The sequence below is a fragment of the Pontibacillus chungwhensis BH030062 genome, from assembly GCF_000770675.1.
Lineage (GTDB): Bacteria > Bacillota > Bacilli > Bacillales > BH030062 > Pontibacillus > Pontibacillus chungwhensis.
The window spans coordinates 224,371-250,631 of record NZ_AVBG01000003.1 but is presented as its reverse complement, the minus strand read 5'-3'; the positions used below and the strand labels follow the sequence as shown (position 1 = coordinate 250,631).

The window sequence follows — 26,261 nt, the reverse complement described above, 5'->3', positions numbered from 1 at the left end:
AGGTAAGCAGGATGGAAGTCAAGGAGAGGAGTAGCCCAAAAACGAACAAGAATGGACATTCGTGACGAAAATGGGTAAAATAACGGAAGTAGCTTAGAGAAGAAATGAGGACATTTAAATGAAGGATCGTACATTTCTGTATATCATTGGTGGCGTGGCCATCGTATCTTGGTTGCTTTATTTTGCAGCTTATTTTAACCATTACAAAATGCATTATATCGTAGAAGGATTGATATTCAGTGCATCTGCCACTATTCTTTACTTCGTACTAGTCGCAAGTTTCTTTAAGGGAAGCGGCGGTAGGAAAGTAACAGGTACTATTCTTGGACTTGTAGCGGCAACATTTGTTGTTGTCATCGCTTTATAAAGGGTGAAAGCCAAAGGGCTTTCACCTTTTATTTTAAGCGTAAAGAATGGGGGATCCATTAAAACATGCTATAGTAGATATGTAGGGAAAGGGGAGAATTCATGAACCTGAAAACCGTTCAAGATAAATTAGAACAACACACCCCAACTATTATCGGGGAAGAATCAATGAAAAAGTACTCATTGTTTTTACCGATTATAGAAAAAGAAAATGAACTCCACCTTATGTTTGAAGTACGTTCTCATACAATGAGGCGGCAGCCTGGTGAAGTTTGTTTCCCGGGCGGAAAAATGGATCGTGACGATCAAGGTCCATTGCATACGGCTGTTCGAGAAGCATCGGAGGAGCTTGGCGTTCGTCCTGGTGCGATGACCGATGTCTATTCCTTTGGTCAAATGATCTCGCCATTTGGTATGAAGATTGAAGCGTATGTTGGCTTGCTTAACTGTGAAGAAAAAGAGCTAGAGCCAAATCCAGATGAAGTAGCTGAAGTATTTACCGTTCCTCTACAATACTTTTTAGAACATGACCCGACCGTGCATTATGTCCAAATGGAGATCAAACCTGATCCAGACTTCCCTTATCACTTAATTAGCAATGGCGAAGATTACGAGTGGCAAGCCCGGAAGTATGAAGAATATTTCTATCAGTATAACGGCCGTGTCATCTGGGGATTAACAGCTCGTGTGCTGCGTTCGTTCATTCATATGATTCGATAAGACCTGGCTTTGAGGCCGGGTTTTTTTGTTGGAATTGTTTTAGTTTTACTCGGTGCGTGGAGAAGAACTCGGAGTCAGAACCCCTCAGCTTGAGTCACTGGTCAAAGGTGGGGCACTTGCTTGAGCCGGAATTGCGAAAACATGAGCCAGTAAAGCGAATCATGAGCCAATAAAGTTCAACACAAGCCAGAAATGGTAATCTTGAGTCGAGAAAAATTAAACATGAGCCGTTTTCTTAAAAAGTTGAGCCACAATGGACTGGACTTGAGTCAGAAACTCATAACTTGAGCCACTCGTTCGCCACTGCTTGAGCCACTCCCCAACTACTGCCAGGCCATATAAGAAGGTCCCTTAGCTACCTCACAAGACTCTCTACAATATCCTTATTCTTTTCCTTAAAAATCGCATTATGAGAAGACACCATCGCCTTAGCCGTTGCGTCTGGTTGAATGTATTGCTTCGCTTTATTCACAGCATTGGCAGCATCCTGGAAGGCACCGGCAATGAGATTTAGCTTCCCCTCGTGAGCTAATATATCTCCTGCTGCATACATTCCTGGGATCGAGCACTCACTGTTTTCATTCCCTGCAATAAAATAATGATCTTTCCGCTCAACAGGGAGGGGGCTGTGATCAAGAAGGGATGCATCCTGGTCGAAGCCATGATTGATGAGAACTTCATCCACATCTACCGAGATTGCGTCACCGCTTTTATGGTTAACAAGCTCCACTGTATCAATGTGATGTCCATCATCTGTACATAGTTTCGTAATTTCCGTATGTAACAAACAAGTTGCTGAGCTTTCAAGCAGTTGAGATACTTGGGCTTCGTGTCCTTTTAGCTCTCCTTTTCGGTAAGATATGTACACCTTCCTCGCGATTGGAGTCAGTTCGTTCGCCCAATCGATGGCTGAGTTACCGCCTCCTGAAATAAGAACGGTTTTATCTTTAAATTCTTTTAACGATTGAATCGTGTAGTGAAGATTCGAAACTTCAAAGCGTTCAGCTCCTTCAATCTGTAGTTTTTGTGGCTGTAAAATCCCGCTCCCTACAGCGACGATGACCGTTTTGGAATAATGCACGGTTCCAGAAGAAGAGGTTAATTCAAATAAGCCTTCGGCGTTTTTCTGTATTGAATCTACTTTTTCCCCTAAAACTACCTCAGGGTCAAATGAGAGCCCTTGCTCTACAAGGTTCTCAATTAGTTTCACACCAGGAGTGGGGAGCAAGCCTCCAACATCCCAAACAATTTTCTCAGGGTAGACGTGAACCTTGCCACCAAGCTGAGGTTGGAATTCAATAATTTTTGTTTTCAGCTCCCTCAATCCGCTATAGAACGCAGAATATAAGCCGGCAGGACCACCGCCGATAATCGTTACGTCAAAACATTCTTCATTATGCATGTGTTCCACTCCTTTTATAAAAACAAACTTCTAGTTGACACCGATTCTCATTCGCATTATAGTTTACATTGTACTGCTAGTGATAATCATTATCAACATAAATTGTGCACAATTTTGAAATCAGGAGGGTACATATGACTCGCCTTTTTACTGAGAACGTGAACGTAGGGTACGGGGAGAAGACAATCGTGAAGGATTTGCACGTTCAGATCCCTGATCAACAAATAACCACTATTATTGGTTCGAATGGCTGTGGGAAGTCGACGCTCTTAAAAGCAATGACACGTATTCTTTCCCATCAATCTGGTTCCATTATTTTAGATGGTGAATCAATTACACGACAGAACACTAAAGAATTGGCCCGTAAGCTTGCCATCTTGCCTCAAAATCCTGAAGGGGCTAGTGGATTAACCGTAGGTGAACTTGTTTCATATGGTCGATTTCCTTATCAGAAAGGTTTCGGCCGCTTAACAAAGCGGGATATGGAAGTGATCGAGTGGGCACTTCATGTGACAGGTACAGCGGAATTTAAATACCAGGCAGTTGATTCCTTATCAGGTGGACAGCGCCAACGGGTTTGGATTGCGATGTCACTGGCGCAGGAAACGGATATGATTTTCCTCGATGAGCCAACCACTTATCTTGATATGGCTCACCAGCTTGAAGTATTAGAGCTATTGCAGAAGCTGAATCAGGAAGAAGGGCGGACGATTGTTATGGTTCTTCATGATCTGAATCAGGCCGCTCGGTTTGCCGACTATATTGTCGCTATGAAAGACGGAGAGATTGTAAAGGCAGGAAGCCCTGGAGACGTTATTCAGCGTGATGTGCTCAGAGACGTATTTAGTATTGATGCCGAAATCGGAACCGATCCAAGAACCAATAAACCAATGTGTGTAACGTATAACTTATGGAAGGGAGAACAACAAAATGAAGAAAATTCAAATCACACTGCTTCTTATGCTAGCGCTTGTTCTTAGTGCTTGCTCCAATAGTGCAGGAGGGAATACAGAAGAAGACACAACGAAGAAAGAGGAGACAGGTTCAGAAACCTTTACATACGAATCGGAAAATGGACCTGTAGAAGTTCCGAAAGATCCTGAACGCGTTGTCGTGTTATCCTCTTTTGCAGGGAACTTAATGAACCTTGATGTGAATATGGTAGGTGTTGATTCCTGGTCGAAGAACAACCCCAGATTCCAGGATGAGCTAGAAGGGGTGGAGGCTGTAACAGCTGAGAACCTTGAGAAGATTATTGAAATGGATCCTGATCTTATCATTGGATTATCTACCACAAAAAATATAGATAAGTTAAAAGAAATCGCGCCGACGGTTACATATACGTATGGAAAAGCGGATTACCTAGAGCAGCATATTGAGATTGGTAAACTTGTAAACAAAGAAGAACAAGCTCGTGGATGGGTAGAAGATTTCGAGAAACGCGCCCAGGAAGCAGGGGAGAAAATTAAGAATAAAATTGGCGAAGACGCAACGGTTTCTGTTATTGAGAAATTCGACAAGCAAATTTACGTATTCGGCGATAACTGGGGACGCGGTACAGAAATTCTCTATCAAGCAATGGATCTGAAAATGCCTGAGAAAGTTAAGGAAATGGCGCTAGAACCAGGCTACTACGCGATCTCACCAGAAGTACTTCCAGAGTACGCAGGAGATTACGTGATTTTTAGTAAGAACAGTGACCAGGATAATTCATTCCAGGAAACGAAAACGTATCAAAACATTCCTGCTGTAAAGAACGATCAAGTATTTGAAGTAGATGCAAAAGCCTTCTACTTTAATGATCCAAATACGCTAGATTACCAGCTTGATTACTTTAAAGAAGCCTTCCTAGGTGAATAATAATAAAGAGGATCACCCAGTGATCCTCTTTTTTTGCATAGCCAACAATTTATAGTAGAAAGATGATGAGAATGAAAAAACTATCCTTTCCTATCCAACTTACAATCGGAATCGTCCTTTGTGTTCTCTCCTTCCTCATCGCTTTACGTTTAGGAGCAGCGGATCTTTCCTTTAAAGACATATGGATGACGTTCATGACAGATGTAGAAAATGACTCAACCCTTCTCTTGTCGGAAATCCGTATCCCGCGTGAAGTGGGCGCAATCGTGGTAGGGGCAGCACTTGCTGTTTCCGGTGCGATTATGCAGGGACTCACTAAAAATCCCCTTGCCGATCCAGGTCTTCTTGGATTAACCTCAGGCGCGAATATGGCACTAGCGATTGCGCTTGCATTACTACCGGGGGCCAATTACATTTGGATCACGATTGCTTGCTTTATCGGTGCAGCGATTGGTGCAGGTCTCGTTATGGGGATTGGCTCTATGAAAAGAGGTGGCTTCTCTCCATTTCGAATCGTGTTAGCAGGAGCAGCGGTGTCGGCTTTCCTTACAGCGATTGGAGAATTTATTGGCTTATATTTTCACGTTTCAAAAGATATTACAATGTGGACCGCCGGCGGTTTAATGGGAACCTCCTGGAGTCAGCTTCAGCTTATTATTCCTTTTATTTTCATAGGAATTTTGGTAGCTCTAATCTTATCGAAGCAGCTCACCATTTTAAGTTTAAACGAAGAACTAGCGGTTGGCTTAGGTCAGAAGGTAACCTTTATCAAATTAGCCTTATTTACCGTTGTGATTATACTAGCGGGGTCAGCTGTTGCGTTAGTTGGAAATATGGTCTTTATCGGCCTTATGATTCCTCACATCGTCCGAGCGATGGTAGGAACGGATTATAGGTTTATTATTCCCTCATCTGTTTTCATTGGAGCGGCGTTTATGCTTATAGCAGATACCCTGGGACGGACGATTAACGCTCCCTATGAAACGCCTGTAGCGGCCATTATTGCCCTACTTGGACTGCCTTTCTTCTTATATATTGTGAAAAGGGGAGGGGGAGTCTTCTCATGATTCATCCAAAACTTGTACGAAAACAACGTCTACTAGTAGCTTTGCTTACGTTTTTCATGATTGTTACTGCATTTGTAGCAACAGGCCTTGGATACTCTTCGGTGTCCTTTGATCGAATTCTTCCTACACTTATGGGAGATGGGACCTTTAAAGAATCATTTGTGATTTTCTCTGTTCGCCTCCCGAGAATTGTCATTACTGTGTTGGCAGGAATGGCCCTTGCTTTATCGGGGGCGATTTTACAAAGTATTACGAGAAATGACCTTGCTGATCCCGGAATTATTGGTATTAATGCAGGTGCTGGGCTTGGAATAGCCGTATACTTCTTGTTCTTTCCTGTACAAGTAGACACATTTGTATACATGATCCCGGCTGTTGGTTTTCTTGGTGCGATTGTTACTTCAGCTCTTATTTATTTCTTCTCGTATCAAAAGCATATGGGATTCCAGCCAGTTCGATTAGTCCTTGTTGGGATTGGTTTTGCAATGGCCTTATCAGGTGCGATGATTATTCTTATTTCCTCCGCTGAACGAAAGAAAGTCGATTTTATCGCCAACTGGTTAGCGGGAAATATCTGGGGAACGGACTGGCCTTTTGTTCTGGCTTTACTTCCATGGCTTCTGATACTGATTCCATACACGCTTTACAAAGCGAATCGTATGAATCTATTAAGTTTAAGTGAACCTGTTGCAATCGGAGCGGGGGTATCCATTGAACGAGAACGTCTCACGCTTCTCATCACAGCCGTGGCTCTAGCAGCAGCTTCAGTCTCTGTCACAGGCGGGATAGCCTTTATCGGTCTATTGGCCCCTCATTTAGCCAAAGCTCTCATTGGACCAAGAGCTCAAAGCTACATCCCTATATCGATTCTTTTAGGTGGGCTCCTATTATTAATTGCTGATACAGTGGGGAGAAATGTGATGGACCCAGAGGGAGTCCCTGCAGGTATTATGACAGCACTTATCGGAGCTCCTTACTTTATCTATCTTCTTATTCGGAAGACTTAAGGGTATAATTACTTATAAACTAAACCGTTTAAAGAGGCGTGGAAATCTATTAATAGATTTCCACGCCTCTTATAATAATTGTTGACTTGTTTACATACACGCTTTATTAAGCTTTACAACATCTTAATTAAAACAACTTATGAACTAAACAGATTTACATGATCGATACCAGGAAGTTTACGTAATACAGAGCTACTTAACCAAAAGATACCGAAGATAATCATTGAAATACCACAGATCATAACAGGGATTTCTGGAGCAAAAGTTTCACCCAGAACTCCACCGATCAGAGAACCTACAGGCATTCCTAGTGCTGCTGCGCTAGTTAAGACAGTAATGACTCTTCCGATATAAGCTGTTTCTACCTGCTTCTGGATAGATGAAAAGACAAGGATGTTTAGGATTCCAATAGAAATGGCGCCAGTAGAGAATAAAATCATAGAGGGAATTAATGGTAAAAGGGAGGTCCCGATCCACATAAAGCCTGTGCCTGTAAATGTAGTGATAATCAACTTTCCGAAATGGATATGTTTTAGTTTTGGAGAAACAATTGAACCTACCAACATCCCTAGCGACATAGAAGCTAAATAAAAGCCATACACCGCTTCAACACCACCCCCCTTTATAAGTGAAAAGGCAGGTAAGTTGGTTGTCATGATCGCCATGGACATGTTGATAAAGACTAATGAAAAAATCATGTTTGTAACTAACGAATTACTTATATAGTTAAATCCAGCTTTTAGATCTGTAAAATAATTCGTAATGGCATCTTTAATAGACTGTGACTTTTCTCTGTCCTGTTCTGGTTGTTGGAAGTTAAAAAATGCATATAAGAAGGATACGACGATTAGACAAAGAGCGGTGATGGTGATAGATGGAATCGTTCCGATAATGGATATAAGTATACCTGCTCCTGCAATGAATGCGATATCCATTGATTCACGGATCGTTTGTAAATAGGAGTTTGCTTCAACGACATGATCTTTCCCTACGATTATCGGTAAGATGGTAGATTCGATTGGATATGTGTATTGAGTGAGGAGAGCGGTGATGAATAGCAAGGTAATAACAAACCACACATTTAGTCCAATTGTATAGTTTGCTAAAGGAATGGTGAATAGAATCATCGCTTTAATAAGGTTGCTATATACCAAGCTGTTTTTATATTTAGCATAGTTAGCTAATGGGGCAATTAAGAAAGATAATGTACCCGCTAATGTGATCGCAAAAAATGCAAATCCAGAATAGAGAACACTTCCACTTACATTCAAAACGAGTAACATGCCTGCCACAGAGTATATCCCGTTTCCTAGTCCATTAATAAAAACACCTGACATGAGTATCAAAAAATTTCTTTCCATTACAAATGGGGCGATTTTTTTCATTCGTTTATTCCTCCTCACTATTGGATTCTTTTATAAGAAATTCAATAGCATATGGTAATTGCTCTTCTTGATCCTTCTCTTTAAAAGATAAGTGTCCATATTTAAAAAGAAGGTCCTCTAACTCTTCACTGAATTGATCTAAAAGTTTCTTAGATAAATAAATATTTGTAGCCTTACTATCAACATGTCCTTCGGGATAGACTTCATCTGGATTCTTAAATACCGAAGCTTTAGCTTTGTAATATTTTTCCACAATTCCTTTTTCAGTATTAACACTTTCTATTTCTAGAATTTCGTGCTTTACAAGCTGTTGTATATGGTAGTAAACAGTTCCAGGGTTTTTCCCAACTAAATCGGCAACTTGTTTAGGTGTCATGGGTTGTTCGTATAGCAAAGCTACCAATCTTGATCTTAGTGGATTAGATAGTACTTTTTGTTGTTCCCAATTAATGTTCATGACTTCTTTTTGCATCTCATGTTTCTTGTGCATTGTCATCACCTTCCCTATTGTTTATTTATATTTGCAAATCGATTTGTAAATGCAAATCGATTATTTATAAACATGGTACGATTTGTAAATACAAATGTCAACGTATAACTTTAAAAGGACTAATCTTCTAGAAAATAAAGGATATTCTCTGTTAAGCTTGAAATAAATCATTAGAAGGAAATATAGTACATAAATGTAAAAAAGGGGTGCGAATTCATATGAATCGATCAGCTATTGCGATTCGGCAGAAGCTTGAGGATCAGATGCTACGGACACATTTCTCTGGATCGATCTATATAGAGCAAAAGAACGAAGTCTTATTTGAAGCCGCTGGGGGAGATGCCGATCGGTCAGAAGCAAGGAAGAATACCATTGATACTCGTTTTGGGATCGCATCGGGATGTAAGTTATTTACGGCTATCGCAATTTGTCAGCTTGTTGATAAAGGAGCGATCTCTTTTTATTCTAAGCTGTCCCAATGCATCGATGAAACATTCCCTAATTTTGATGAGGGAATTACTATTCATCATTTACTTACTCATACATCGGGCATTCCTGATTATTTTGATGAAGATGAAATGGATGATTTTGAAGCATTATGGAAGACCATTCCGATGTACACATTGAGAAATTGCCGTGATTTCTTACCAATGTTTGAAAAAGGTAGGATGAAATTTCAGCCTGGTGACGATTTTCATTACAACAATGCGGGATATATCATACTTGGGCTTGTAGTAGAAGCTCAGACAGGTATGAACTTTCAGGAATACATAGAAGAGCACGTATTTAAACCAGCTGGGATGATGAGTTCTGGGTACTTTGCTCTCGATCAGCTTCCGAGTAATGTGGCTTTTGGTTATGTGGAATTAGATGATGGTTCTTGGAAAACGAATCAGTATTCCATTCCTGTTATTGGTGGAGCTGATGGAGGGGCATATGTAACCGCACCTGATATGGGCAGACTTTGGAAGGCGCTTTTAGGAGGAACTCTTTTAGGGGAAGAAACGCAGCACGAAATGTTTACAGCCCATGTAGATGTGAGGAAAGACGTTTACTATGGATATGGGTTATGGATTCATAAGAAGGAAGATCAACTATATAAATACCATGTCATGGGTTATGACCCTGGTGTAAGTTTTCACTCGGCTTATTATCCGAAAGCTGATATTGTAATCGCTGTGCCTTCGAATCATAGTGATGATGCTTATGATGTGATGAAAGCAGTTGAGGACACACTAATTGATTAAGGCGGGGTAGATATGGAGTGGTTTCGGTTTGATGAAAGGGTAGGGAAGCCCATTACAGAATTCGGTTCAGATTTCATTATGTCTAAGGTAGTGGTGACAGAGGAAAAAACACATGTGACGTGCATGCATTTACCTGAGGGAGGAAGAATCGGGTATCATCCCGCTGTTGTGAATCAACTGCTCCTCGTTGTAAAAGGAGAAGGAACGGTTTGCGGAGAGGAGCGAGAATACGTTTCGATTTCTGAAGGAGAAGCTGTGTTTTGGTTGAAAGGGGAGAAACATGAAACCCGAACAGAAAAAGGGTTAATCGCTATTGTCATTGAAGGGGACGGAGTCACGCCTTCTTTGTTGGCATCACAATGATAATAAGGGGAATAGAAGTTGCTTATAGAACATAAGAACGGAGTACTTTTAAAACGAAATGAAAGATTGGGTGAACGAGATTGGAGAATAGATCCATGTTATAAAGTTATCTTTTCTCCTTTTGAAAAAAGGTAAGTAAGCAAAAGTGCAAGCTGGGGGATACTGTGATCGAGAAAGTATTCTATTTCCTTTTCATCATCTGCTCCATTGAGTGTAAGAGTTTTTGGAGTAAGGATCTGCTCAAATATTGCCGGTTTAATTAGCAATTTTTCGAGTGGAATAATTTATTAAAATTTTAAATTGATTTTGGGAGGAGTAAGGTGAAAAAAGAGTATTCCATTATAATAATAGCTGTCTCAATCATTTTCAGTGGTTTGTGGATTGGGAAATCTATAGAAGGAAATAGGAGTAATGAGGCATTAGCGAACGAGGAGGAAGATACGCAAGAATTTGGTGAAGTCCTCTCACTTTCTGATGCTGCTAATTATTTAGGAATTAGTAATTCCTCACTAGAGAGAGTTATAAGACTAGAAGAGAAATATCCTCACATGATAAGTGGTAAACGTTTTCCCTATACAACAGTAGAAGACGAAATTATTATTAAAAAGTCTCTTCTTAATGATTGGTTGAGAGATGCAAATAACACAGGGAGACAATACATTGATGGTCATATAAAATAAAAAGGACGCTTAAGCGTCCTTTTATATTAGGCAAAAATACTTCGAAGTCCATTAATCAACGAACTAATCAAATCACTGATTGCATTTAAAATCTTCTCAAAGAAATTTGCAACGCTGTTCCAAAATCCTTCATCATTTAATAGTTCCTTCGCACTTGCAGTAATATCTTCTAGCTGCTTTTGAAGTTCATCAAAGTTAATGTTGAGTGAGCGTATTTGATCAAAGAGATTCGTTAACAGTTCAACATCTTCAGGGTTTAAGTTGATGTTTAGTGAATCCAATTGGTTTTGAACGATTCTTTCAACTTCTTCTCTTGTCGCAGGATTTTGTTCTGCGATTTCTTTCTTAATTTGAGAGATAAGCTGACTGACCTTTTCTTTACTTACCCCAGACTCTTCTGCGAGTTTAGTAGCTACATCTAGTTCCTCACTAGCCACCTTCATTCGATCAGAATCTAACTTAACTCCTTTTTCATCATATGCTTTATAAATTCCAGTTAAGGCAGAATGTCCACTCACTTTAACGGGTGAAGCCACATCAACTGTCGCATCTGATACGCCTGCTGTTAAAAGGGCGTTTTTATACATTTCTTTTGTGACTTGCGTAATGTTGTCAGGTGTTACTAGATTGACCGTTAACCCTGTGCCTTCTTCTTCAGGAGTAATTTTGACAGAAGAATACATTCTGGAATTAGGGTTGCCTCCAATGTAATTGGCGATATCCTGACCGTTTACACTATATTCATCAACTGAATCGCGATCTTCTACCTCTAATTGATTTCTTACTTCTTTTTGCTGAGCATCCGTCAGCGTTTCTCCGTATACCACAATGGGCACGCCTAGCTTCTCATTAATTGATGTAGAGGCGGATACAGATGTACTTACACTTAAGCTTAATAGGATAATGACTGCAATGAATGAGAACCATCGTTTCATATTCCACACACCTTTTCTTTTCATTCCTTTTTATCTACCCTTTCAATGTACGTTTCGATCTTCGTATTAGAATCAGAACATATATGCTCATTACGACAAAACTTGAGGAATTCCTTTATTTATAAGATCTTTGTATAAAGGATTCGGAATAAATTCTGTAAGAAGAGGGTCCGTTTCGAAATAAATGCAAAGAAGCATGTACTTTTGAGGCTACATGCTTCCTATATGAATCACTTTAGCTTGAATTTCCATTTTATTCAATAGTTGATCTTTATAGTTGTTCATTAAACTTATTAAGAAATGGGCCACTGAACTATACGCTTTTACCATACAACCATAAAGTAATTATAAGACACTATGGAAAAGGTGAGGATCAACATGAATAAACATGGTTATGAGCTATGGACAGAATTACCCTATGCTGGCGAAAATCATCCCCCTCTTAACCCCGAAACACCTTACTCTGAATCATGGAGCACTTATTACGTGGAGCGCAATAATGAAGGTGGCTTTTCAACAACAGATGGAAAACCAATCGTATTAGATATCCGTCATCCCAACACCATTAATTGGGATGCTCAATTAAACAGGGTGAAGCGAACTCTAGCTGAACTGACGCCTGAGGAAGAAGATATAGCCTATTATTGGTCTAGAGGTCCTGCGACGAAACAATGGACACCAATTGCAGACATTCTGATTGATACGTATGGTGTAGAAGCGCCGCGAGCTGGGAGGATATTAGCTGCCCTTCAAGCTGGAATAAATGATGCGTTTGTAGTCGCTTGGCACTTGAAATTCAAGTGGCTTGTGGCTCGACCAAATCAACTAGATCATGAACTTGTTACATTCATTTGTACACCAAGACACCCTTCTTACCCATCAGGTCATGCTGCGGTAGCGGGTGCAGCTGAAGTGATTCTTGGCTACTTCTTTCCAGCAGAAAAACGTCGCCTTCGTGAGTTAGCAGAAGAGTGTGCAACATCCAGGTTATATGCAGGTGTTCATTTTCCGATTGATAATGACGAAGGCTTAAGACTTGGAAGACAAATAGGTCAAATCGTAGTAAATGAGCTTCAGCAGGACTATGACTCAGAAGGGGACTCTGTGGACATTCATTACAGGCAGAGCAGGGGAGCTAAACTACTTCCGCCTCCTTACAAACAAGCGATTCCTTTTGATTTCAATGCCCCATGTGATTCATTAATAGAGAATCAAACTAGTTCTCATAAGAGGCAAAGCAAGACTTCTAAACCTAAACTGTTCTTTTAGCTTAAGTTTTGTATATATAGTAAAGATACGAAAAAAGAAAACGCATGGCACTCCTAATATGAGGGATGCCCTGCGTTTTTATTCATTTGAACGTTCATATGAAATGATCAGCTAAACCTTGTCATTCCCTTTTGTTTTCCTTCTCCCGAATAGTAAGTACAGTCCGATGATGATAAAGATGACAGGCCATAATCGCCCAACTGCAGACATGAGCATTTCACCCCATGAAAAGAGTGCAATACCAGTGAGGATGCTAATGGGGATTAGGAGTCCCTTCTCACGTTTGCCAAAGTACCAAAGTTCAAACAATCCAAAAGCAGGTGCTAGTAGATAGACAGGCCAAGTGTATGCTGAATAAGCAAACCCTGTTGCTGTTTCAAAGAAGAATAATAGACTGATGACAAGAAGAATTCCACCGGGTACAAGTAATCCGGCTAATTCTCTTTTTTGCCCTGATAAGAAAAATCCGGCGTGAAAGCCGACTGCAGGCAGTAAAATAAAAGCCGGCCAAGCTTCAGATGCGCTTGGCATTGGAATAATTTCTAAGTTCGCAAGGAGAATGAAAATTCCGGTTATAACAAAGATCATGCCTGTGATCGCATTGGCTGGTTTTGATTTCATTTAGGTCGCTCCTTTACTAGAAAGGTAGAGTTATTTCGTGTACCGATTGGCGTAACTAGAAGCAGCATAGGCATCAGGTTTAATTTTAACATCGATTCCCATTGCGTCGATGCGTTCTGTCATGTCTTTGATGAGATCTTTACTACGGCCTTTTGTGCCTATGTCTAAATGAATTTCAAATTGAAGAGAAGCGCCCTCCTTCTCATAAGGGGCTAAGAGTTGTCCGAGACCTGCTAAGTATTCAGGTGTAAAGTGAAAGGCGACTTCTTGACTTAGCCATGTTTCAATAGATATTTTTTCTTTTAAACTCATGATTTTTCTGGAGACGGTGTGGTTTCTTAAAGCTCCCCAAGCTCCTTTTCCGATTCGGTGAATGTGAATCGCTGTGATGAAACGGGTGTGGCTTTTGTGTACGTGGGAGTCTGTACCAATGGACAAGCGATACTGATTTGCGGGGTCTTGTGCGATAAAGGATTCGATTGATTGAAGAACATCTTCTACAGTCATGTGTTGTTTAGATTGGTTGTAAAAGGTGGAGTATTCCATAATCTTTTCACCTCAAATTAAGTTTTTCGGTGCTATTTATAGTATATTCGAATTTTGAAGGACATGTGCATCAAAGCAGATTCTTAACACAATTGTACAAATTCATTATTTCGTTTATCTAAATAATGTGTCCAAAAATATAGAAAATTGTCAGAAGAGTCTTTATAATGAGAAACAGAATGCTTACTAGAATGGGGATAGGTGGGGTTTACAATGAGTACAGATTATAATCATTATCCATATGGATCACAACGAATGACGACATTCGCTCAAAACGGTATGGTAGCTACGTCTCAGCCTTTAGCGGCTCAAGCTGGACTAGATATTATGAAGCAAGGTGGTAACGCCATTGACGCAGCAATCGCTACAGCGGCGTGTTTGACGGTCGTTGAACCGACATCAAATGGAATTGGTGGAGATGCGTTTGCCCTTGTGTGGACAAAAGGGGAATTACATGGTCTAAACGCGAGCGGGCCAGCCCCTAAGAGTATATCCATTGATGCTGTTAAAGAAAAGGGATTTGAAGAAATCCCTGCTTTTGGCTTTATTCCAGTAACGGTTCCAGGTGTACCAGCAGGTTGGGCGGAGCTTTCAAAGCGCTTCGGGAAATTGCCTTTTAAAGAGGTCATTCAACCAGCGATTGAATACGCAGAAGAAGGCTTTCCAATCTCTCCGGTTCTCGGAAAGTTTTGGCAAGGCGCGTATAAGAAATTTAAAGAAACGTTAACAGATGAAGAATTTACATATTGGTTTGACACATTTGCTCCTGACGGGAAAGCTCCTGAGATCGGTGAGGTGTGGAAGTCTAAGGGCCATGCCGAAACGCTTCGATTGATCGCAGAAACAGACGCAGAAAGTTTTTATCACGGGGAATTAGCTGAAAAGATTGATCAGTTTTCAAAAGAACATGAAGGGTTCTTAAGAAAGGAAGACTTAGAAGCGTTCTCACCAGAGTGGGTAAATCCGATTAAGGTCAATTATAAGGGATATGACGTCTGGGAGATCCCACCGAATGGCCAAGGGTTAGCCGCACTTATGGCGTTACGTACACTTGAGGATTACGAATTTAGAGAAAAAGAATCTGCTGAGACGTATCATAAGATGATAGAGGCCATGAAGCTTGCATTTGTAGATACGCAAAAGTACGTTACAGAAGAGAAAGAAATGTCAGTTTCCGTTGAAGATTTATTATCAAAAGCGTATGCGGAGGAACGACGAAAGCTGATAGGTGAGGAAGCGATCACCCCAGAAGCTGGCACCCCTCCAACAGGGGGGACGGTGTATTTAGCAACAGCGGACAATGAAGGGAATATGGTATCCTTTATTCAGAGTAATTACATGGGCTTTGGATCTGGTTTAGTTGTACCAGGGACAGGGATTGCCCTTCAAAACAGAGGGCATAACTTCTCCATGGATCCTGAACACGATAATGCCTTAAAAGGTGGAAAGCGAACGTATCACACCATTATCCCGGGTTTCCTTACAAAAGGAGATGAGGCGATTGGACCATTTGGTGTAATGGGTGGCTTCATGCAGCCGCAAGGGCATCTTCAAGTCGTGATGAATACAGTGGACTTCCACCTCAATCCTCAAGCAGCTTTAGATGCCCCTCGTTGGCAGTGGATGGAAGGGAAGACGGTTATGGTAGAACCTCAATTTCCGAATGCCATTGCTCAAATATTGGCGCGTAAAGGGCATCAAATTAAAGTCGCACTCGATGGCGGTGGATTTGGTCGGGGACAAATTATATGGCGGGACCCTGCCACCGGCGTCTTGCAAGGTGGAACAGAAGCAAGAACTGATGGATCGATCGCAGCCTGGTAGACTAATGAAGGGGCATCCTAGTGCCTCTTCTTTTGTTTTTTAAGTCTTCCATATATGGAGGTTATGTGGAAGACTGGAAGCTAAATGAAAGGGGCCGTTTGCGTTTAGGAGAGGTAGGGGGGACTGGGGAACGACTCGCTTTCCGCGGGCGAGCTGTCGAGCCTCCTCGTTCGCTAGCGCTCTCTGTGGGGTCTCGTCGACCTCTTTCTCCCGCAGGAGTCTACTCGTTCCCCACCCCCCCATGCCATATTTTGTGTAACCGGCCCAGGCGCTTATGTGTGATGCGTGAACATATCCTGGCATACGACATGTTTCCGTTAATTTTAATATGGCAAAGGTGGTTCGGGAAATTGCGAGACTCCTGCGGCAGAAGGAGCCTAGGGGAGACCCCGGAAAGCGCGTAGCGCTTGAGGAGGCTCCCCAGCTCGCCGCGGAAAGCGAGTGATTTCCCGAACCACCTTACGCTCACTCAAAGCTAACGGAAACGTTATCTCAATAGCGAGACTAAAAAGATTAAGTATAGAAAGGAACTAACTATGAAAGCAGTGCATCTATTTTTAGCATTTTTTCGAGTAGGTATATTAGGTTATGGCGGTGGACCGGCGTCGATTCCGCTTGTACATAAGGAAGTGGTTGATAAGTATAAGTGGATGAATGAGGATGAGTTTTCAGATGTGTTAGCGTTGGCTAATACACTACCAGGGCCGATTGCTACGAAACTGGCTGGGTATATCGGTTACCGTGTTCAAGGTGTGCGTGGGATGGTGAATGCAACTTTAGCCGTGATGGTACCAACCATTGTCCTCATGATTGTTTTGTTAACGTCGATCTCTTCTATTAAGGATCAAGCATGGGTTCAGGGAATGACAGAGGCTGTTGTGCCGGTTGTTGGTGTGATGTTAGCAGTATTGACGTGGCAGTTCTTGAAGAAGTCAAAGAGTGGTCTTGGTTGGACCGTGACGCTTGTCATGGCTATAGTGACTGGACTTCTAATGGAAGTAGCAGGGATCCATCCTGGAATTATTATTGCAGCACTCCTCATTGTAGCGATCTTTAAGAAAGATAAGAAAGCGGGGGATGCAGAATGATGTACTGGGAGATCTTTTTAGCCTTCTTTATTCCAGGAATTCTTGGTTATGGTGGTGGCCCAGCGTCGATTCCTCTTGTTGAAAATGAAGTTGTCGGTCGCTATGGATGGCTAACTGTTAATGAATTTAGTGAGGTACTGGCGATGGGGAATGCGTTGCCTGGTCCGATTGCGACAAAGATGGCAGGGTATATTGGTTTTGAGGTAGGTGGTGTGACAGGCGCCGCTGTAGGAGTGTTTGCAGCCGTGGCCCCGTCGCTTATCTTAATGATCGCTTTGCTTGGATTATTGTACAAATACAAAGATTCTCCAAAAGTAAAACGTATGACTCTTTATGTACGTCCAACCATTGCTGTATTGCTTGGTGTCATTGCTTTTCGCTTTTTCGTTACATCCTTTGAAGGGGGAGGAACAATTCACACGATTCTTTTAATCGTTACGAGTTACGTGTTACTTGAGAGAGTTAAAGTCCACCCTGCTTTCGTGATTGCTGGATCACTTTTATATGGCGCGTTATTCATGGGGTAAAGTGTCACACAAATTTCGAAAAGTGAGCAGGGATTCGAGCGCTACTTGCTTTCTGACAATCCGCTGAAGTATGTTACCTTGACTCTTAGAGAAAAGTGTTCCTATAATAGCCTCGAGTGTAGAATTAAAAAATACATATTCAATAGAATCGTGAAACCAAGAAGGGTGAGAAAACATGGCGAAGACAAAACAAAAAAGCAGCAACGCTTGGATTTATTGGATGATTGGAATTGTCATAGCAGCGGTCGTTATTATTGTAGTTATCGATCGCCAAATGGCTGATAATACTGCAGAGTCCATCTCATATGAAAATCAACCATACATTGGCGAAGAAGATGCTCCTGTAACGTTGGTTGAGTTTTATGACTACTTATGTCCGCACTGCCATGATTATCAGGAAGCAGCAATACCTGAAATTAAACAGAAGTTAGTGGATACAGGAAAAGCAAAACTTTACTTAGTTAACCACGCTTTCATTGGTGACTCTGATAAAGCAGCAAGATTTGCTGAAGTTGTATATCAGGAATTAGGCAACGACACATTTTTTAAGTTTCATGAACACCTTATGAGTGAGAGGGTTCAAGAAGCAGGTACTTTCACTAATGAATACCTTAAAGACGCTTTAAGTACAGTTGTGGAAGATGATTCAAAAGTTGAATCGGTTATGTCGGCCTATGAAGATGGTGCTGGTGAAGAAGCTTTATCAACAGATAAGAACATCGTTTCTGATCTAGGTGTTACATCAACGCCAACACTTGTTGTAGATGGAGAGATTTTCGAAGGCGGCACCTTTGAAGAATTAGAAAAAGCGGTTGAGGAAGCGGCTGAAGAAAAATAAAGATAGATGTTAAAGGGGCACCTTGATAAGGTGCTCTTTTTTGTGGTTTTTAGGCAAGTGTCTAGTCACTTTTCTTTCTTTTGCATAGGCTGAAGCATAGAGCTTTGCAGGGAGGAGTTTAGTTATGGGTCAATCAAATAAACCAGCTCGCGGAAAGAGTATGTTCGATGAGCTGTTTCAGATTAACCCCAACCGTTCTTTTTTAGATGCGATTGATGATTTTTTTACAGAATCGTTTCAAGGTGGATCTGGGGTAAAGATAGATGATACAAAGTCAAGGTTTACGGTGTGGATAGAGCTTCCTGGTGTAGCGAAAGAAAATATTGATATTGAACTGTATGATCAAAGTTTGCGCATTGCAGTCGATCATAATGAATCCGTTTCTGAATCAACAACCGGCTATTTCAGGCGTTCACAATCCCATTTTGAAAGGAATATCTCACTTCCGGATAACATTATTGTCCGTGATATGAAAGCTAAACATCAAGATGGTATCTTAGAAGTATCTTTTCCAAAAAGAAGAGGTAAAAAGATAGAGATTGAATAGTGGGAAGCGCTTTGCCAGTTTTAGAGCAAAGCGCTTTTTTCATCAGGATAAAATGTTAACTTTGTATTGTTGAAATAGGCCTGATTCGATCATACCCGGTAGCTTTGAAAGAGTTGATTCTAAGTCGGGTGCGATGGTAGTAAAGTGAACATCTAAAATGACGTTGCCGGCTTCAGTTAGAACAGGACCATCTTTTGATTGTGCCATCCTTAGGGAAACGGATTTTATAGGGAGCTCCTCTAAACGAGTTTCAACTAAATGGATGGCTCTTGGGTCCACCTCAAGTGGAACGGGATGTTTTGAGCCTAATACGTCAACGAATTTAGACTCATCAACAAGGATGTAGGTTTCACTACTACTCGCTATTACAAGCTTCTCATGAAACATGGCACCACCGCGGCCTTTGATTAAGTGGTGATGAGGATCCACTTCGTCGGCACCATCAAAAGCCCAGTCAGGTTTGGCGGATGCAAGGGAAGTGGTCGGTATTCCGAGAATACTGCATGTTAAGGCGACTTCGTGTGAAGTGGGGATCGCTTGGACGGATAATTGTTGGTCTTTAATCTTTCTCGCGATGGATTGAATAGCTAAGAAAGCTGTAGACCCTGATCCTACTCCGATGACATCACCATCTTTTACACGTTCAGCCATTCTATTGGCTACTTGTTGTTTTGCATCTTTATTTGAAATCTCGCTTGACCATTGAAGGTCGTTTGCAAGTGAATTATGCCATGACATTGGGATTCCTCCTTTTTTGGGTGGTTTTCCCTAAACGTTGTTGTTTCATTCCTGGATTATGAAAGTTTGTGGAGGATGTTGGTAAAAATATAAAATCGCCTCCTTACTATAAAGGAGGCGAAGCATTATTCAGCAGTTTTATGATTCGTGTCATGATTACTGTGGTCTTCATAAGGATTGTCTGGTAACGGATCGACGGTTTCTTTATGATTATAGCCAGCTGAAATCGTGGCCATGGTAAGTGCTAATACAGCGATCATGATGATAAGGCAGATAACAATTACTCCTACCAAGGACATGACCTCCTTATACATAATCTCGAGAACTATGAAAACACTTCCATTGTACCACAGCCTAAGTACGAATAAAACATCTGCTCCTTTAGTGCTGTAAAGAACCACCGCGTGCCAGACACGCTTTAATGCTTTAGTGAAAGTATGGGTGCCAGACACCCTTTAGTGCTGTAAAGTTTTGATGAAGTTCAGGCGACTTTTCTTGAAAATTAGCTTAGAAAAGGAGAGAATGAGAGGTAATGTAGTTAACTGTGAAGGAGTGTTTTGGATTGAATATTGAAATTTTAAAATGTCATGGGTCAAACAATGATTTTGTGTTAATAGATGAAATGACAGGAGCTTATTCCTTTAGTGAAGAAGACCGAATCATGATTGCTAAAACTTTATGTAATCGAGAAGGGATCGTTGGCGCTGATGGGATCCTTTTTGTATTAAATAGTAATGTGGCAGAAGCTCAAATGCGTATGTTTAACCCGGACGGATCAGAAGCTGAAATGTGTGGAAATGGCCTGCGTTGTGTAGCTCGTTACGTGACAGAAAAATTAGGGAAAGATGAAGTTGTGATTGAAACCCCAGAAGCGAATTTACCTGTTGTGAAGCGAGAGGAAATGTATGAAGACATTCCTTCCTTTGAAGTGAACATTGAGCCTGTATCCTTTGAAACATCTTCATTGCCTTTACAATCACCGCATCAGATCCATATTGAACAGCCAATCCCTACTTTGTCTAAAGATTTAACATTTACTGCTTTAAGTGTACCCAACCCTCACCTAATAACAGTCGTGCCTGAAGTGCATGATGAAAATCTCTCTTGGTTAGGAAAAGTAGCTAATCAGGATAAAGAACTTCTTCCAAATGGAGTGAATGTGAGCTATGTTCAACCACTTGGCGATCAGAAGATTTTTGTGCGTACCTACGAGCGTGGTGTTGGATTAACAAATGCATGTGGAACAGCGATGTCTGCTTCTGCACTTACAACAGTCATTGTAGAGATGAATCAATTGAATGAAGAGATCTTCGTTTTTAACCGGGGCGGTTTCGTTATTTGCACGGCTTTAAAGGATGGGGATGATTATGTTATTAAACTGCGTGGAAATGCTACTTATGTTTATTCATCAACGATTCAGTTAGATGAAGCAACAAGTGAAATTACAGAAGTAAAGGATCGTAAGCTGTTTGAAGCAGAGAACCATGCCTATGCTAAAATGCAGTCATACGCACAAGAACAAATTACGTTATAATGAGAAAGTAGCCCTCCCTATTTAAACGGGAGGCTTTTTCATACAAAATAAACAGGTGCAATGATATAATGAGCATGAAATTATGATTATATGGAGCGTTGTTATGATTACAACTTTATTATGGGTCGCACTTATCATAAGTATTGTTATTACAATTTTTCGAGCTATTCGACGCAAAAGGAAATATGGAAAGGTTGGGGGATTTAAGAGTTACCTAACCTCAATCAGTTTGTATGCAGTGGCTGTAGTAAATTTGATTGCCGCTCATATGGAATCTCTCGGGATCGTGAGCTGGGTGCTTACACTTATTTTCATTCTGTTAGGAGCGTACTTCTCCAAATTCATCCCAGTTGAAGAGAAGTCTCCATTCGTAAAGGATTCATAAAGTCGAGGGTATTGCCTCATACTATGTGTAGGAGGCGATGTAGATGAGTGAAAAAATCGTAGCAGTCCGAAAAAATAACCAGGGTTCAATCGTTGAGATGAAATTATCATCTGGTCAAGTTGTTGGTTATAAAGAAGCCCAACAAATGGCTCGCGATGGCATGCTAGAGCATGTGAATTTAATCCGTGGCAAGGACAACGAAGAACATCTGCGAAGCGAACCAGACGGCGATCCAACGAACAATTTAGCTAATTTACCATTATTTTAAGAACCAAAACCTCTGGCCATAAGCCAGAGGTTTTTTACGTAGTAAAGAACTGAAGAGAGTCAGGCACCGTGCATTACTTTAACGTGTTGAAGAGTGCCTGGCACCATTTAGTGCTTTAATGTGATAAACGTTTGAGCGTTGATACAATGGGATTTTTTGAAGGGGGTTGCTTTTTTTGGTAATAGGTTTTATTATCAGTTAAAATAGGGATATTATTTGGGAGAACGTACTGTTGAGGTAATGATTTCAAATAGCAGGGACATCGAAAGAGGGTGACATAGGTGGAGCGGATCTCTTTTATTCAAATGTTAAGTGCACGTTTTGATGAAGAGCTAGTCAATTATGCTGAAAAACACGATGCATTGAAAGAGCCTAAAGTGAAAAATTGGGACCCAATGAAAGCGGAGGGCTTATATGAGTTAATGCGGTTTGACTGGAAACAAGATGAGGAAGAAGTATGGTCTTGGATTCTGAAAGAATGGCAGTTCTGGAAAAAAGCAAAAGCTCATAATAATATCGTGTTAATACGAGGTTCTAAGTACTTTCAAGCTCTCCATCCAGAGAGTAGCGGAATGCACGTTTGGTGGACATTGTTCGATGAAATTGTACTTGAAGTATTACGTCAAAAAGTAAAATGGTACAATAATTAAGAAGCTGCTTTCGAATGGAAGCAGTTTTTTGGTGCTTGACTGAACGACTTAGACTGTTAGAAACTAACCAAGTTTCATATATATAAAAGAAGAGGTGGGAAAGATGCAGCTTGAGGCATTCACTAGAGTGTTCGAAGACTACACGGATTCCATACATAACTCACTACATATAACCTTTTCCTTTAACGGCGATTATCAAATTGCTATTGGTAAAGGTGAGGATCAAAAAATAGTGCCTCTTACGCTAGAGCACCTTCAACTCCTCTATCAATCTATAGGAGACCATTTGGAGCGTCATGCATTCAGAAGTCAGTTGATGGAGGACATTGTACAGTATGCTTTGAGCATCCCAACCATTGATGGGCTGCGTAGCTTTTTGAGGGAAGTGGATCAAGTTGAAGGGATCGAAGTGACTGAAATTGGAGAGCGAATTAAGAATAACTCTCCAGCTTTCATGTTTGATTTCTTGGATTCACTAATCAATGAAGTTGTAAATGAGAGACAAACAGCAGAATCTTAATTGACATAGAAGACCCCTTTGAGGGTCTTTTTTTGTTTCTTTTCGATCAGCAACAAGCATACCGGGATCGTACAAATATTGTAATTTTACAGCAAAGAATAGATTGATGGTATCGATTACAGGGTAAAGAATAAATAGAAAATTAAGAAGAATAGGAACAAGCTTATGAAGGAGGCCAATGATGGGATACAATGTAACCCAGAAACTAATTAAGGATCATCTTGTAAAAGGAGAAATGAAGCCTGGTGAAGAGATCGGGCTAAAGATTGATCAAACGTTAACGCAGGATGCTACAGGGACGATGGTCATGCTTGAACTTGAAGCGATGGGGCTTGACTATCGTAAAACAGAAGCTTCTGCACAATATGTGGATCATAACTTAATTCAAGAAGATAGTAAGAACCCGGATGACCACTTATTCTTAGAAAGTGCAGCCCAGCGGTTTGGGCTACATTTCAGCCGTCCTGGTAATGGTGTCAGTCACCCGGTTCATATGCAGCGCTTGGCAAAACCAGGACAAACGCTACTTGGTTCCGATTCTCACACTTGTGCCAATGGCTGTATGGGTATGCTTGCGATGGGAGCAGGCGGAATTGACGTAGCCATGGCCATTGCAGGGGAACCATTTTACGTTAAGATGCCTGAAGTTTGGGGTGTGTATGTAAAGGGAGAACTTCCTGACTGGGTAGGTGCTAAGGATGTCATTCTTGAGATGCTTCGACGCCATGATGTGAAAGGCGGCGTTGGAAAAGTAATTGAATACTATGGACCAGGGCTAAAAGAATTATCCGCTATGGATCGCCACGTTATTGCCAACATGGGAGCAGAGCTAGGAGCGACAGGCACTGTATTTCCTTCCGATGAAGTTGTAAAAGATTACTTAAAACGTCAAGAACGAGAAGAGGATTGGATTGAGCTTGTAGCTGATAAGGATGCTGAATATGATTTACATGAAACCATCAACCTTTCAGAGCTTGAACCTCTAATCGCTAAACCTTCAAGCCCTGGAAATGTTGTTCCTGTCCGTGAAGTTGCAGGCGAGCCAATCTATCAATCCTATATAGGATCCTCAGCTAATCCAGGATACCGTGATTTTGCTGTTGCAGCTGAGATTGTAAAAGGGAAGTCTGTTGCGCAAGGGGTTTCGTTTGATCTTAATCCAACTTCTCGCCAAATGCTTCAGGACTTAGTAAAGGATAACCATATCGCAAGCCTTTTATCTAGTGGTGGCCGTTTACACCAGGCAGGTTGTAACGGATGTATTGGAATGGGACAAGCACCGGCAACAGGGCGCAATAGCCTTCGTACAACGCCGCGTAATTTCCCAGGACGTTCTGGTACAAAAGAAGACAGTGTGTTCCTGTGTGGACCGGAAACAGCAGCTGCTTCTGCACTGTATGGTAAGATTGTCGACCCACGAGACTTAGGTGAATATCCTAAAGTTGAAGAGCCAGCCCATCCTACAGTGGATACAAGCTTACTCGAGTATCCATTGCCAGAAGATGAGGCGAAGAACGTAGAGCTTGTAAAAGGGCCAAATATTGCGTCTATTCCTGAGATGGACGAGTTACCAGATCAGCTTGAGCTACCGATCTTACTGAAGATGGGAGATAACATTTCGACTGATGAAATTCTTGCTGGTGGTGCCCGCGTTCTTCCGTACCGCAGTAATCTTCCTGAGATAAGTAAATTTACTTTCGAAATTGTAGATGATACGTACTACAACCGAGCGATGGACACGAAAGAACAAGGTGGTCATGCCATCGTTGGGGGATACAATTACGGTCAGGGTTCAAGTCGTGAACACGCAGCGCTAGCTCCTCGTTATCTGGGGCTTCGAGTAGCCATTGTACAAGACTTTGCCCGAATCCATTGGCAAAATCTTGTGAACTTTGGGGTGCTTCCATTAACATTCGCAGAAAGTGCTGAAGCAGAGAAAGTCGAGCAAGGTGATATCATTCAGTTTAGTGGATTGCGGGAAGCTATGAAGAATGGAGAAACCATTACCGCGAAACTGAAAGATAAGAATCAAGAAGTGCAATTGCGCCACACATTATCAAGTCGTCAAGTTGACATGATGCTAAAAGGTGGACTTATTAACTGGACGAAAGAAAAAGCTTAAATATAAAGAAGAGGCAGCTCTTAGTAGGGCTGTCTCTTTTTTAAATAAGGGGGTCATTTGTAGAGACTGATTAAAGTAATATAAGGATATTTATTGATCATTTATAGTACCATGTAGATATTGTCGAAACATTGCCTGGGAAATAGAGAAGCAAGTTTTGTCATAAAAAGCTTATCACAAGATATTGATAAAGGAGGGAGTGCCCTCCTTATCGTCGTAAATCGATCAATCCATTTCCTTCAACACTTTTAGGTAGGCCTAGGTCTCGTGTATGCTTCACTAATAAAGCATAGAGTTCTGGTTCTGTTAGGGTACGTTCAAATTCCTTATTTCCTTTTTCGAGTAAAAGCGCTGCGGCGCCTGCTACGTGTGGGGTTGCCATAGAAGTGCCGGAGAGTTTGGCGTATCGATTACCAGGATAGGTGGAGATAATATCCACGCCTGGTGCCACAAGGTCAATTTCATCATTTGTATTGGTGAAATCGGCCATCTGTCCCTCATAATCAATGGCACCTACTTGAACAACTTCTTTATAAAAGCCTGGATACATCTGTTCTGTGGTTCTGGCATTGCCATCTCCTTGATTACCAGCGGCACACACAACCAGTATATTTTGTTCGACTGCGCGCTTTATAGACTTATGAAGTAAAGAGTAATCTCTGCTTCCTCCGAAAGACATGGAAATAATTCGGACCTTTTCACCTCTTGGCCCTCTCCATTTCGTTGCGTACTGAATCGCTTGAATGATGGTTTGATAAGATGTTTCCCCGTTAGCATCAAATGCTTTCAAGATCAGCAACTTTGATTTTGGAGCCACTCCGGCAACTCCTTTTCGATTCAAGGAAGCTGCAATCGTTCCAGCTACATGTGTTCCATGCCCGTTCTCATCGGTGACATCTCTACGACTTCCATTCGTGAAATTATGCCAGCCTATAATGGAATTCTCTAAATCAGGGTGATCAATTTGGCAACCAGAATCAATAACGGCGACTACAGAACCTTCCCCTTCGATTCCCTCTTTCCACAATGTATCAGCCCCAATCATCTCAATACCTCTTGGAGCTTCATCTCGTAGCTCTAATAATTCTTGTAGGTGAAACGGTATGAGTTTCATGTTTGACATATCTATTCCCCTTCATATCGTACTACTGTATTACATTCAAAAGGGGAAAATATGTGCTTCATTACATCTACCATATGTGGTAAGCATTCACCCGAATAGACTAAGAAAAAAGAGGCATACCAAGTAAGAAGGGGGGCTA

30 protein-coding genes are annotated in these 26,261 nt (G+C 41.3%); 21 read left to right on the top strand and 9 right to left on the bottom strand.

What is annotated here, in order from left to right; genetic code table 11:
• The first annotated feature begins 118 nt into the window (after positions 1–118).
• Both N780_RS05975 and N780_RS05970 read left to right on the top strand, forming a co-directional pair.
• On the top strand, positions 119–367 hold the full coding sequence (locus tag N780_RS05975) for a hypothetical protein (protein WP_036781358.1): 249 nt from the start codon (positions 119–121) through the stop codon (positions 365–367).
• Positions 368–468: 101 nt separating this feature from the next.
• On the top strand, positions 469–1,086 hold the full coding sequence (locus N780_RS05970; protein WP_036781356.1) for an NUDIX hydrolase: 618 nt from the start codon (positions 469–471) through the stop codon (positions 1,084–1,086).
• 355 nt (positions 1,087–1,441) lie between these two features.
• Here the strand turns inward: N780_RS05970 and N780_RS05965 are convergent, their stop codons facing one another.
• Positions 1,442–2,488, bottom strand: coding sequence for an NAD(P)/FAD-dependent oxidoreductase (locus N780_RS05965; RefSeq protein ID WP_036781353.1), 1,047 nt, complete (start codon positions 2,486–2,488; stop codon positions 1,442–1,444).
• A 134-nt stretch (positions 2,489–2,622) separates the two neighbouring features.
• Here N780_RS05965 and N780_RS05960 point away from each other — a divergent pair, with 134 nt between their 5' ends.
• The 4 genes from N780_RS05960 (at position 2,623) to N780_RS05945 (ending at position 6,422) form a co-directional block, all read left to right on the top strand.
• Positions 2,623–3,468: an ABC transporter ATP-binding protein gene (locus tag N780_RS05960; RefSeq protein WP_036781351.1), complete on the top strand. Its 846-nt coding sequence runs from the start codon at positions 2,623–2,625 to the stop codon at positions 3,466–3,468.
• On the top strand, positions 3,419–4,348 hold the full coding sequence (locus N780_RS05955) for an iron-hydroxamate ABC transporter substrate-binding protein (protein ID WP_036781350.1): 930 nt from the start codon (positions 3,419–3,421) through the stop codon (positions 4,346–4,348). The genes N780_RS05960 and N780_RS05955 overlap by 50 nt, the downstream gene beginning before the upstream one ends.
• Before the next feature lie 71 nt (positions 4,349–4,419).
• Positions 4,420–5,415 (top strand): FecCD family ABC transporter permease, encoded by a 996-nt coding sequence (locus N780_RS05950; RefSeq protein ID WP_036781348.1) that lies wholly within the window; start codon positions 4,420–4,422, stop codon positions 5,413–5,415.
• Positions 5,412–6,422, top strand: a complete 1,011-nt coding sequence (locus N780_RS05945; protein ID WP_036781347.1) for a FecCD family ABC transporter permease — start codon at positions 5,412–5,414, stop codon at positions 6,420–6,422. The genes N780_RS05950 and N780_RS05945 overlap by 4 nt, the downstream gene beginning before the upstream one ends.
• A 137-nt stretch (positions 6,423–6,559) precedes the next feature.
• Here N780_RS05945 and N780_RS05940 read toward each other — a convergent pair whose 3' ends face one another.
• Together N780_RS05940 and N780_RS05935 are read right to left on the bottom strand one after the other, a co-directional pair.
• Positions 6,560–7,807, bottom strand: a complete 1,248-nt coding sequence (locus N780_RS05940) for an MFS transporter (protein ID WP_036781346.1) — start codon at positions 7,805–7,807, stop codon at positions 6,560–6,562.
• A gap of 4 nt (positions 7,808–7,811) precedes the next feature.
• Positions 7,812–8,297 carry an ArsR/SmtB family transcription factor gene (locus N780_RS05935; RefSeq protein ID WP_036781345.1) on the bottom strand — a complete coding sequence of 162 codons (486 nt, stop codon included), beginning with the start codon at positions 8,295–8,297 and terminating at the stop codon, positions 7,812–7,814.
• 218 nt (positions 8,298–8,515) lie between these two features.
• Between N780_RS05935 and N780_RS05930 the strand changes: the two genes are divergently transcribed.
• The 3 genes from N780_RS05930 (at position 8,516) to N780_RS05920 (ending at position 10,587) form a co-directional block, all read left to right on the top strand.
• Positions 8,516–9,544, top strand: coding sequence for a serine hydrolase domain-containing protein (locus N780_RS05930; protein WP_036781343.1), 1,029 nt, complete (start codon positions 8,516–8,518; stop codon positions 9,542–9,544).
• A gap of 12 nt (positions 9,545–9,556) precedes the next feature.
• A complete protein-coding gene (locus tag N780_RS05925) occupies positions 9,557–9,907 on the top strand; it encodes a cupin domain-containing protein (RefSeq protein WP_036781341.1) in 351 nt (116 codons plus the stop codon).
• A 320-nt stretch (positions 9,908–10,227) separates the two neighbouring features.
• Positions 10,228–10,587: a helix-turn-helix domain-containing protein gene (locus tag N780_RS05920; protein WP_036781340.1), complete on the top strand. Its 360-nt coding sequence runs from the start codon at positions 10,228–10,230 to the stop codon at positions 10,585–10,587.
• A gap of 26 nt (positions 10,588–10,613) precedes the next feature.
• On the opposite strand, the gene N780_RS05915 is transcribed toward N780_RS05920, so the two are convergent.
• Complete coding sequence (locus N780_RS05915) at positions 10,614–11,522, bottom strand: DUF1002 domain-containing protein (RefSeq protein ID WP_036781338.1); 909 nt, start codon at positions 11,520–11,522, stop codon at positions 10,614–10,616.
• A 378-nt stretch (positions 11,523–11,900) separates the two neighbouring features.
• Here N780_RS05915 and N780_RS05910 point away from each other — a divergent pair, with 378 nt between their 5' ends.
• On the top strand, positions 11,901–12,791 hold the full coding sequence (locus N780_RS05910) for a vanadium-dependent haloperoxidase (protein ID WP_036781336.1): 891 nt from the start codon (positions 11,901–11,903) through the stop codon (positions 12,789–12,791).
• A gap of 111 nt (positions 12,792–12,902) precedes the next feature.
• Here the strand turns inward: N780_RS05910 and N780_RS05905 are convergent, their stop codons facing one another.
• Together N780_RS05905 and N780_RS05900 are read right to left on the bottom strand one after the other, a co-directional pair.
• Complete coding sequence (locus tag N780_RS05905) at positions 12,903–13,412, bottom strand: LiaF transmembrane domain-containing protein (protein ID WP_036781334.1); 510 nt, start codon at positions 13,410–13,412, stop codon at positions 12,903–12,905.
• A gap of 30 nt (positions 13,413–13,442) precedes the next feature.
• Entirely contained in the window at positions 13,443–13,958 is a 516-nt protein-coding gene (locus tag N780_RS05900; RefSeq protein WP_036781332.1) for a ribonuclease H-like YkuK family protein, read from the bottom strand.
• A 213-nt stretch (positions 13,959–14,171) separates the two neighbouring features.
• Here N780_RS05900 and ggt point away from each other — a divergent pair, with 213 nt between their 5' ends.
• From ggt to N780_RS05870, 5 genes are all read left to right on the top strand, one after another.
• The gene (gene ggt, locus N780_RS05895; RefSeq protein ID WP_036781329.1) at positions 14,172–15,782 is read left to right on the top strand and encodes a gamma-glutamyltransferase; all 1,611 of its coding nucleotides are present in this window, start codon (positions 14,172–14,174) and stop codon (positions 15,780–15,782) included.
• 536 nt (positions 15,783–16,318) lie between these two features.
• Positions 16,319–16,870, top strand: coding sequence for a chromate transporter (locus N780_RS05885; RefSeq protein WP_036781324.1), 552 nt, complete (start codon positions 16,319–16,321; stop codon positions 16,868–16,870).
• Positions 16,867–17,397 carry a chromate transporter gene (locus N780_RS05880; RefSeq protein WP_036781322.1) on the top strand — a complete coding sequence of 177 codons (531 nt, stop codon included), beginning with the start codon at positions 16,867–16,869 and terminating at the stop codon, positions 17,395–17,397. Before N780_RS05885 ends, N780_RS05880 begins: the two co-directional genes overlap by 4 nt.
• A gap of 175 nt (positions 17,398–17,572) precedes the next feature.
• The gene (locus N780_RS05875) at positions 17,573–18,235 is read left to right on the top strand and encodes a DsbA family protein (protein ID WP_036781319.1); all 663 of its coding nucleotides are present in this window, start codon (positions 17,573–17,575) and stop codon (positions 18,233–18,235) included.
• Positions 18,236–18,359: 124 nt separating this feature from the next.
• Positions 18,360–18,782, top strand: a complete 423-nt coding sequence (locus tag N780_RS05870) for an Hsp20/alpha crystallin family protein (protein ID WP_036781316.1) — start codon at positions 18,360–18,362, stop codon at positions 18,780–18,782.
• 42 nt (positions 18,783–18,824) lie between these two features.
• Here the strand turns inward: N780_RS05870 and rpiA are convergent, their stop codons facing one another.
• Positions 18,825–19,520, bottom strand: coding sequence for a ribose 5-phosphate isomerase A (gene rpiA, locus N780_RS05865; protein ID WP_036781314.1), 696 nt, complete (start codon positions 19,518–19,520; stop codon positions 18,825–18,827).
• A gap of 125 nt (positions 19,521–19,645) precedes the next feature.
• Positions 19,646–19,813 carry a YtzI protein gene (ytzI, locus tag N780_RS19720; RefSeq protein WP_232299498.1) on the bottom strand — a complete coding sequence of 56 codons (168 nt, stop codon included), beginning with the start codon at positions 19,811–19,813 and terminating at the stop codon, positions 19,646–19,648.
• A 269-nt stretch (positions 19,814–20,082) separates the two neighbouring features.
• Between ytzI and dapF the strand changes: the two genes are divergently transcribed.
• The 6 genes from dapF (at position 20,083) to N780_RS05835 (ending at position 24,999) form a co-directional block, all read left to right on the top strand.
• Entirely contained in the window at positions 20,083–21,054 is a 972-nt protein-coding gene (dapF, locus tag N780_RS05860) for a diaminopimelate epimerase (RefSeq protein ID WP_036781313.1), read from the top strand.
• 103 nt (positions 21,055–21,157) lie between these two features.
• Positions 21,158–21,439, top strand: coding sequence for a hypothetical protein (locus N780_RS05855; protein ID WP_036781310.1), 282 nt, complete (start codon positions 21,158–21,160; stop codon positions 21,437–21,439).
• 43 nt (positions 21,440–21,482) lie between these two features.
• Positions 21,483–21,707, top strand: a complete 225-nt coding sequence (locus N780_RS05850) for a DUF3892 domain-containing protein (RefSeq protein ID WP_036781308.1) — start codon at positions 21,483–21,485, stop codon at positions 21,705–21,707.
• Positions 21,708–21,988: 281 nt separating this feature from the next.
• Positions 21,989–22,357 (top strand): hypothetical protein, encoded by a 369-nt coding sequence (locus N780_RS05845; protein WP_036781306.1) that lies wholly within the window; start codon positions 21,989–21,991, stop codon positions 22,355–22,357.
• Positions 22,358–22,460: 103 nt separating this feature from the next.
• Positions 22,461–22,877 carry a hypothetical protein gene (locus N780_RS05840; protein ID WP_036781303.1) on the top strand — a complete coding sequence of 139 codons (417 nt, stop codon included), beginning with the start codon at positions 22,461–22,463 and terminating at the stop codon, positions 22,875–22,877.
• Positions 22,878–23,058: 181 nt separating this feature from the next.
• The gene (locus N780_RS05835) at positions 23,059–24,999 is read left to right on the top strand and encodes an aconitate hydratase (protein ID WP_036781301.1); all 1,941 of its coding nucleotides are present in this window, start codon (positions 23,059–23,061) and stop codon (positions 24,997–24,999) included.
• 208 nt (positions 25,000–25,207) lie between these two features.
• Here the strand turns inward: N780_RS05835 and N780_RS05830 are convergent, their stop codons facing one another.
• Positions 25,208–26,122: a S8 family peptidase gene (locus N780_RS05830; protein WP_036781298.1), complete on the bottom strand. Its 915-nt coding sequence runs from the start codon at positions 26,120–26,122 to the stop codon at positions 25,208–25,210.
• Positions 26,123–26,261: the final 139 nt, after the last annotated feature.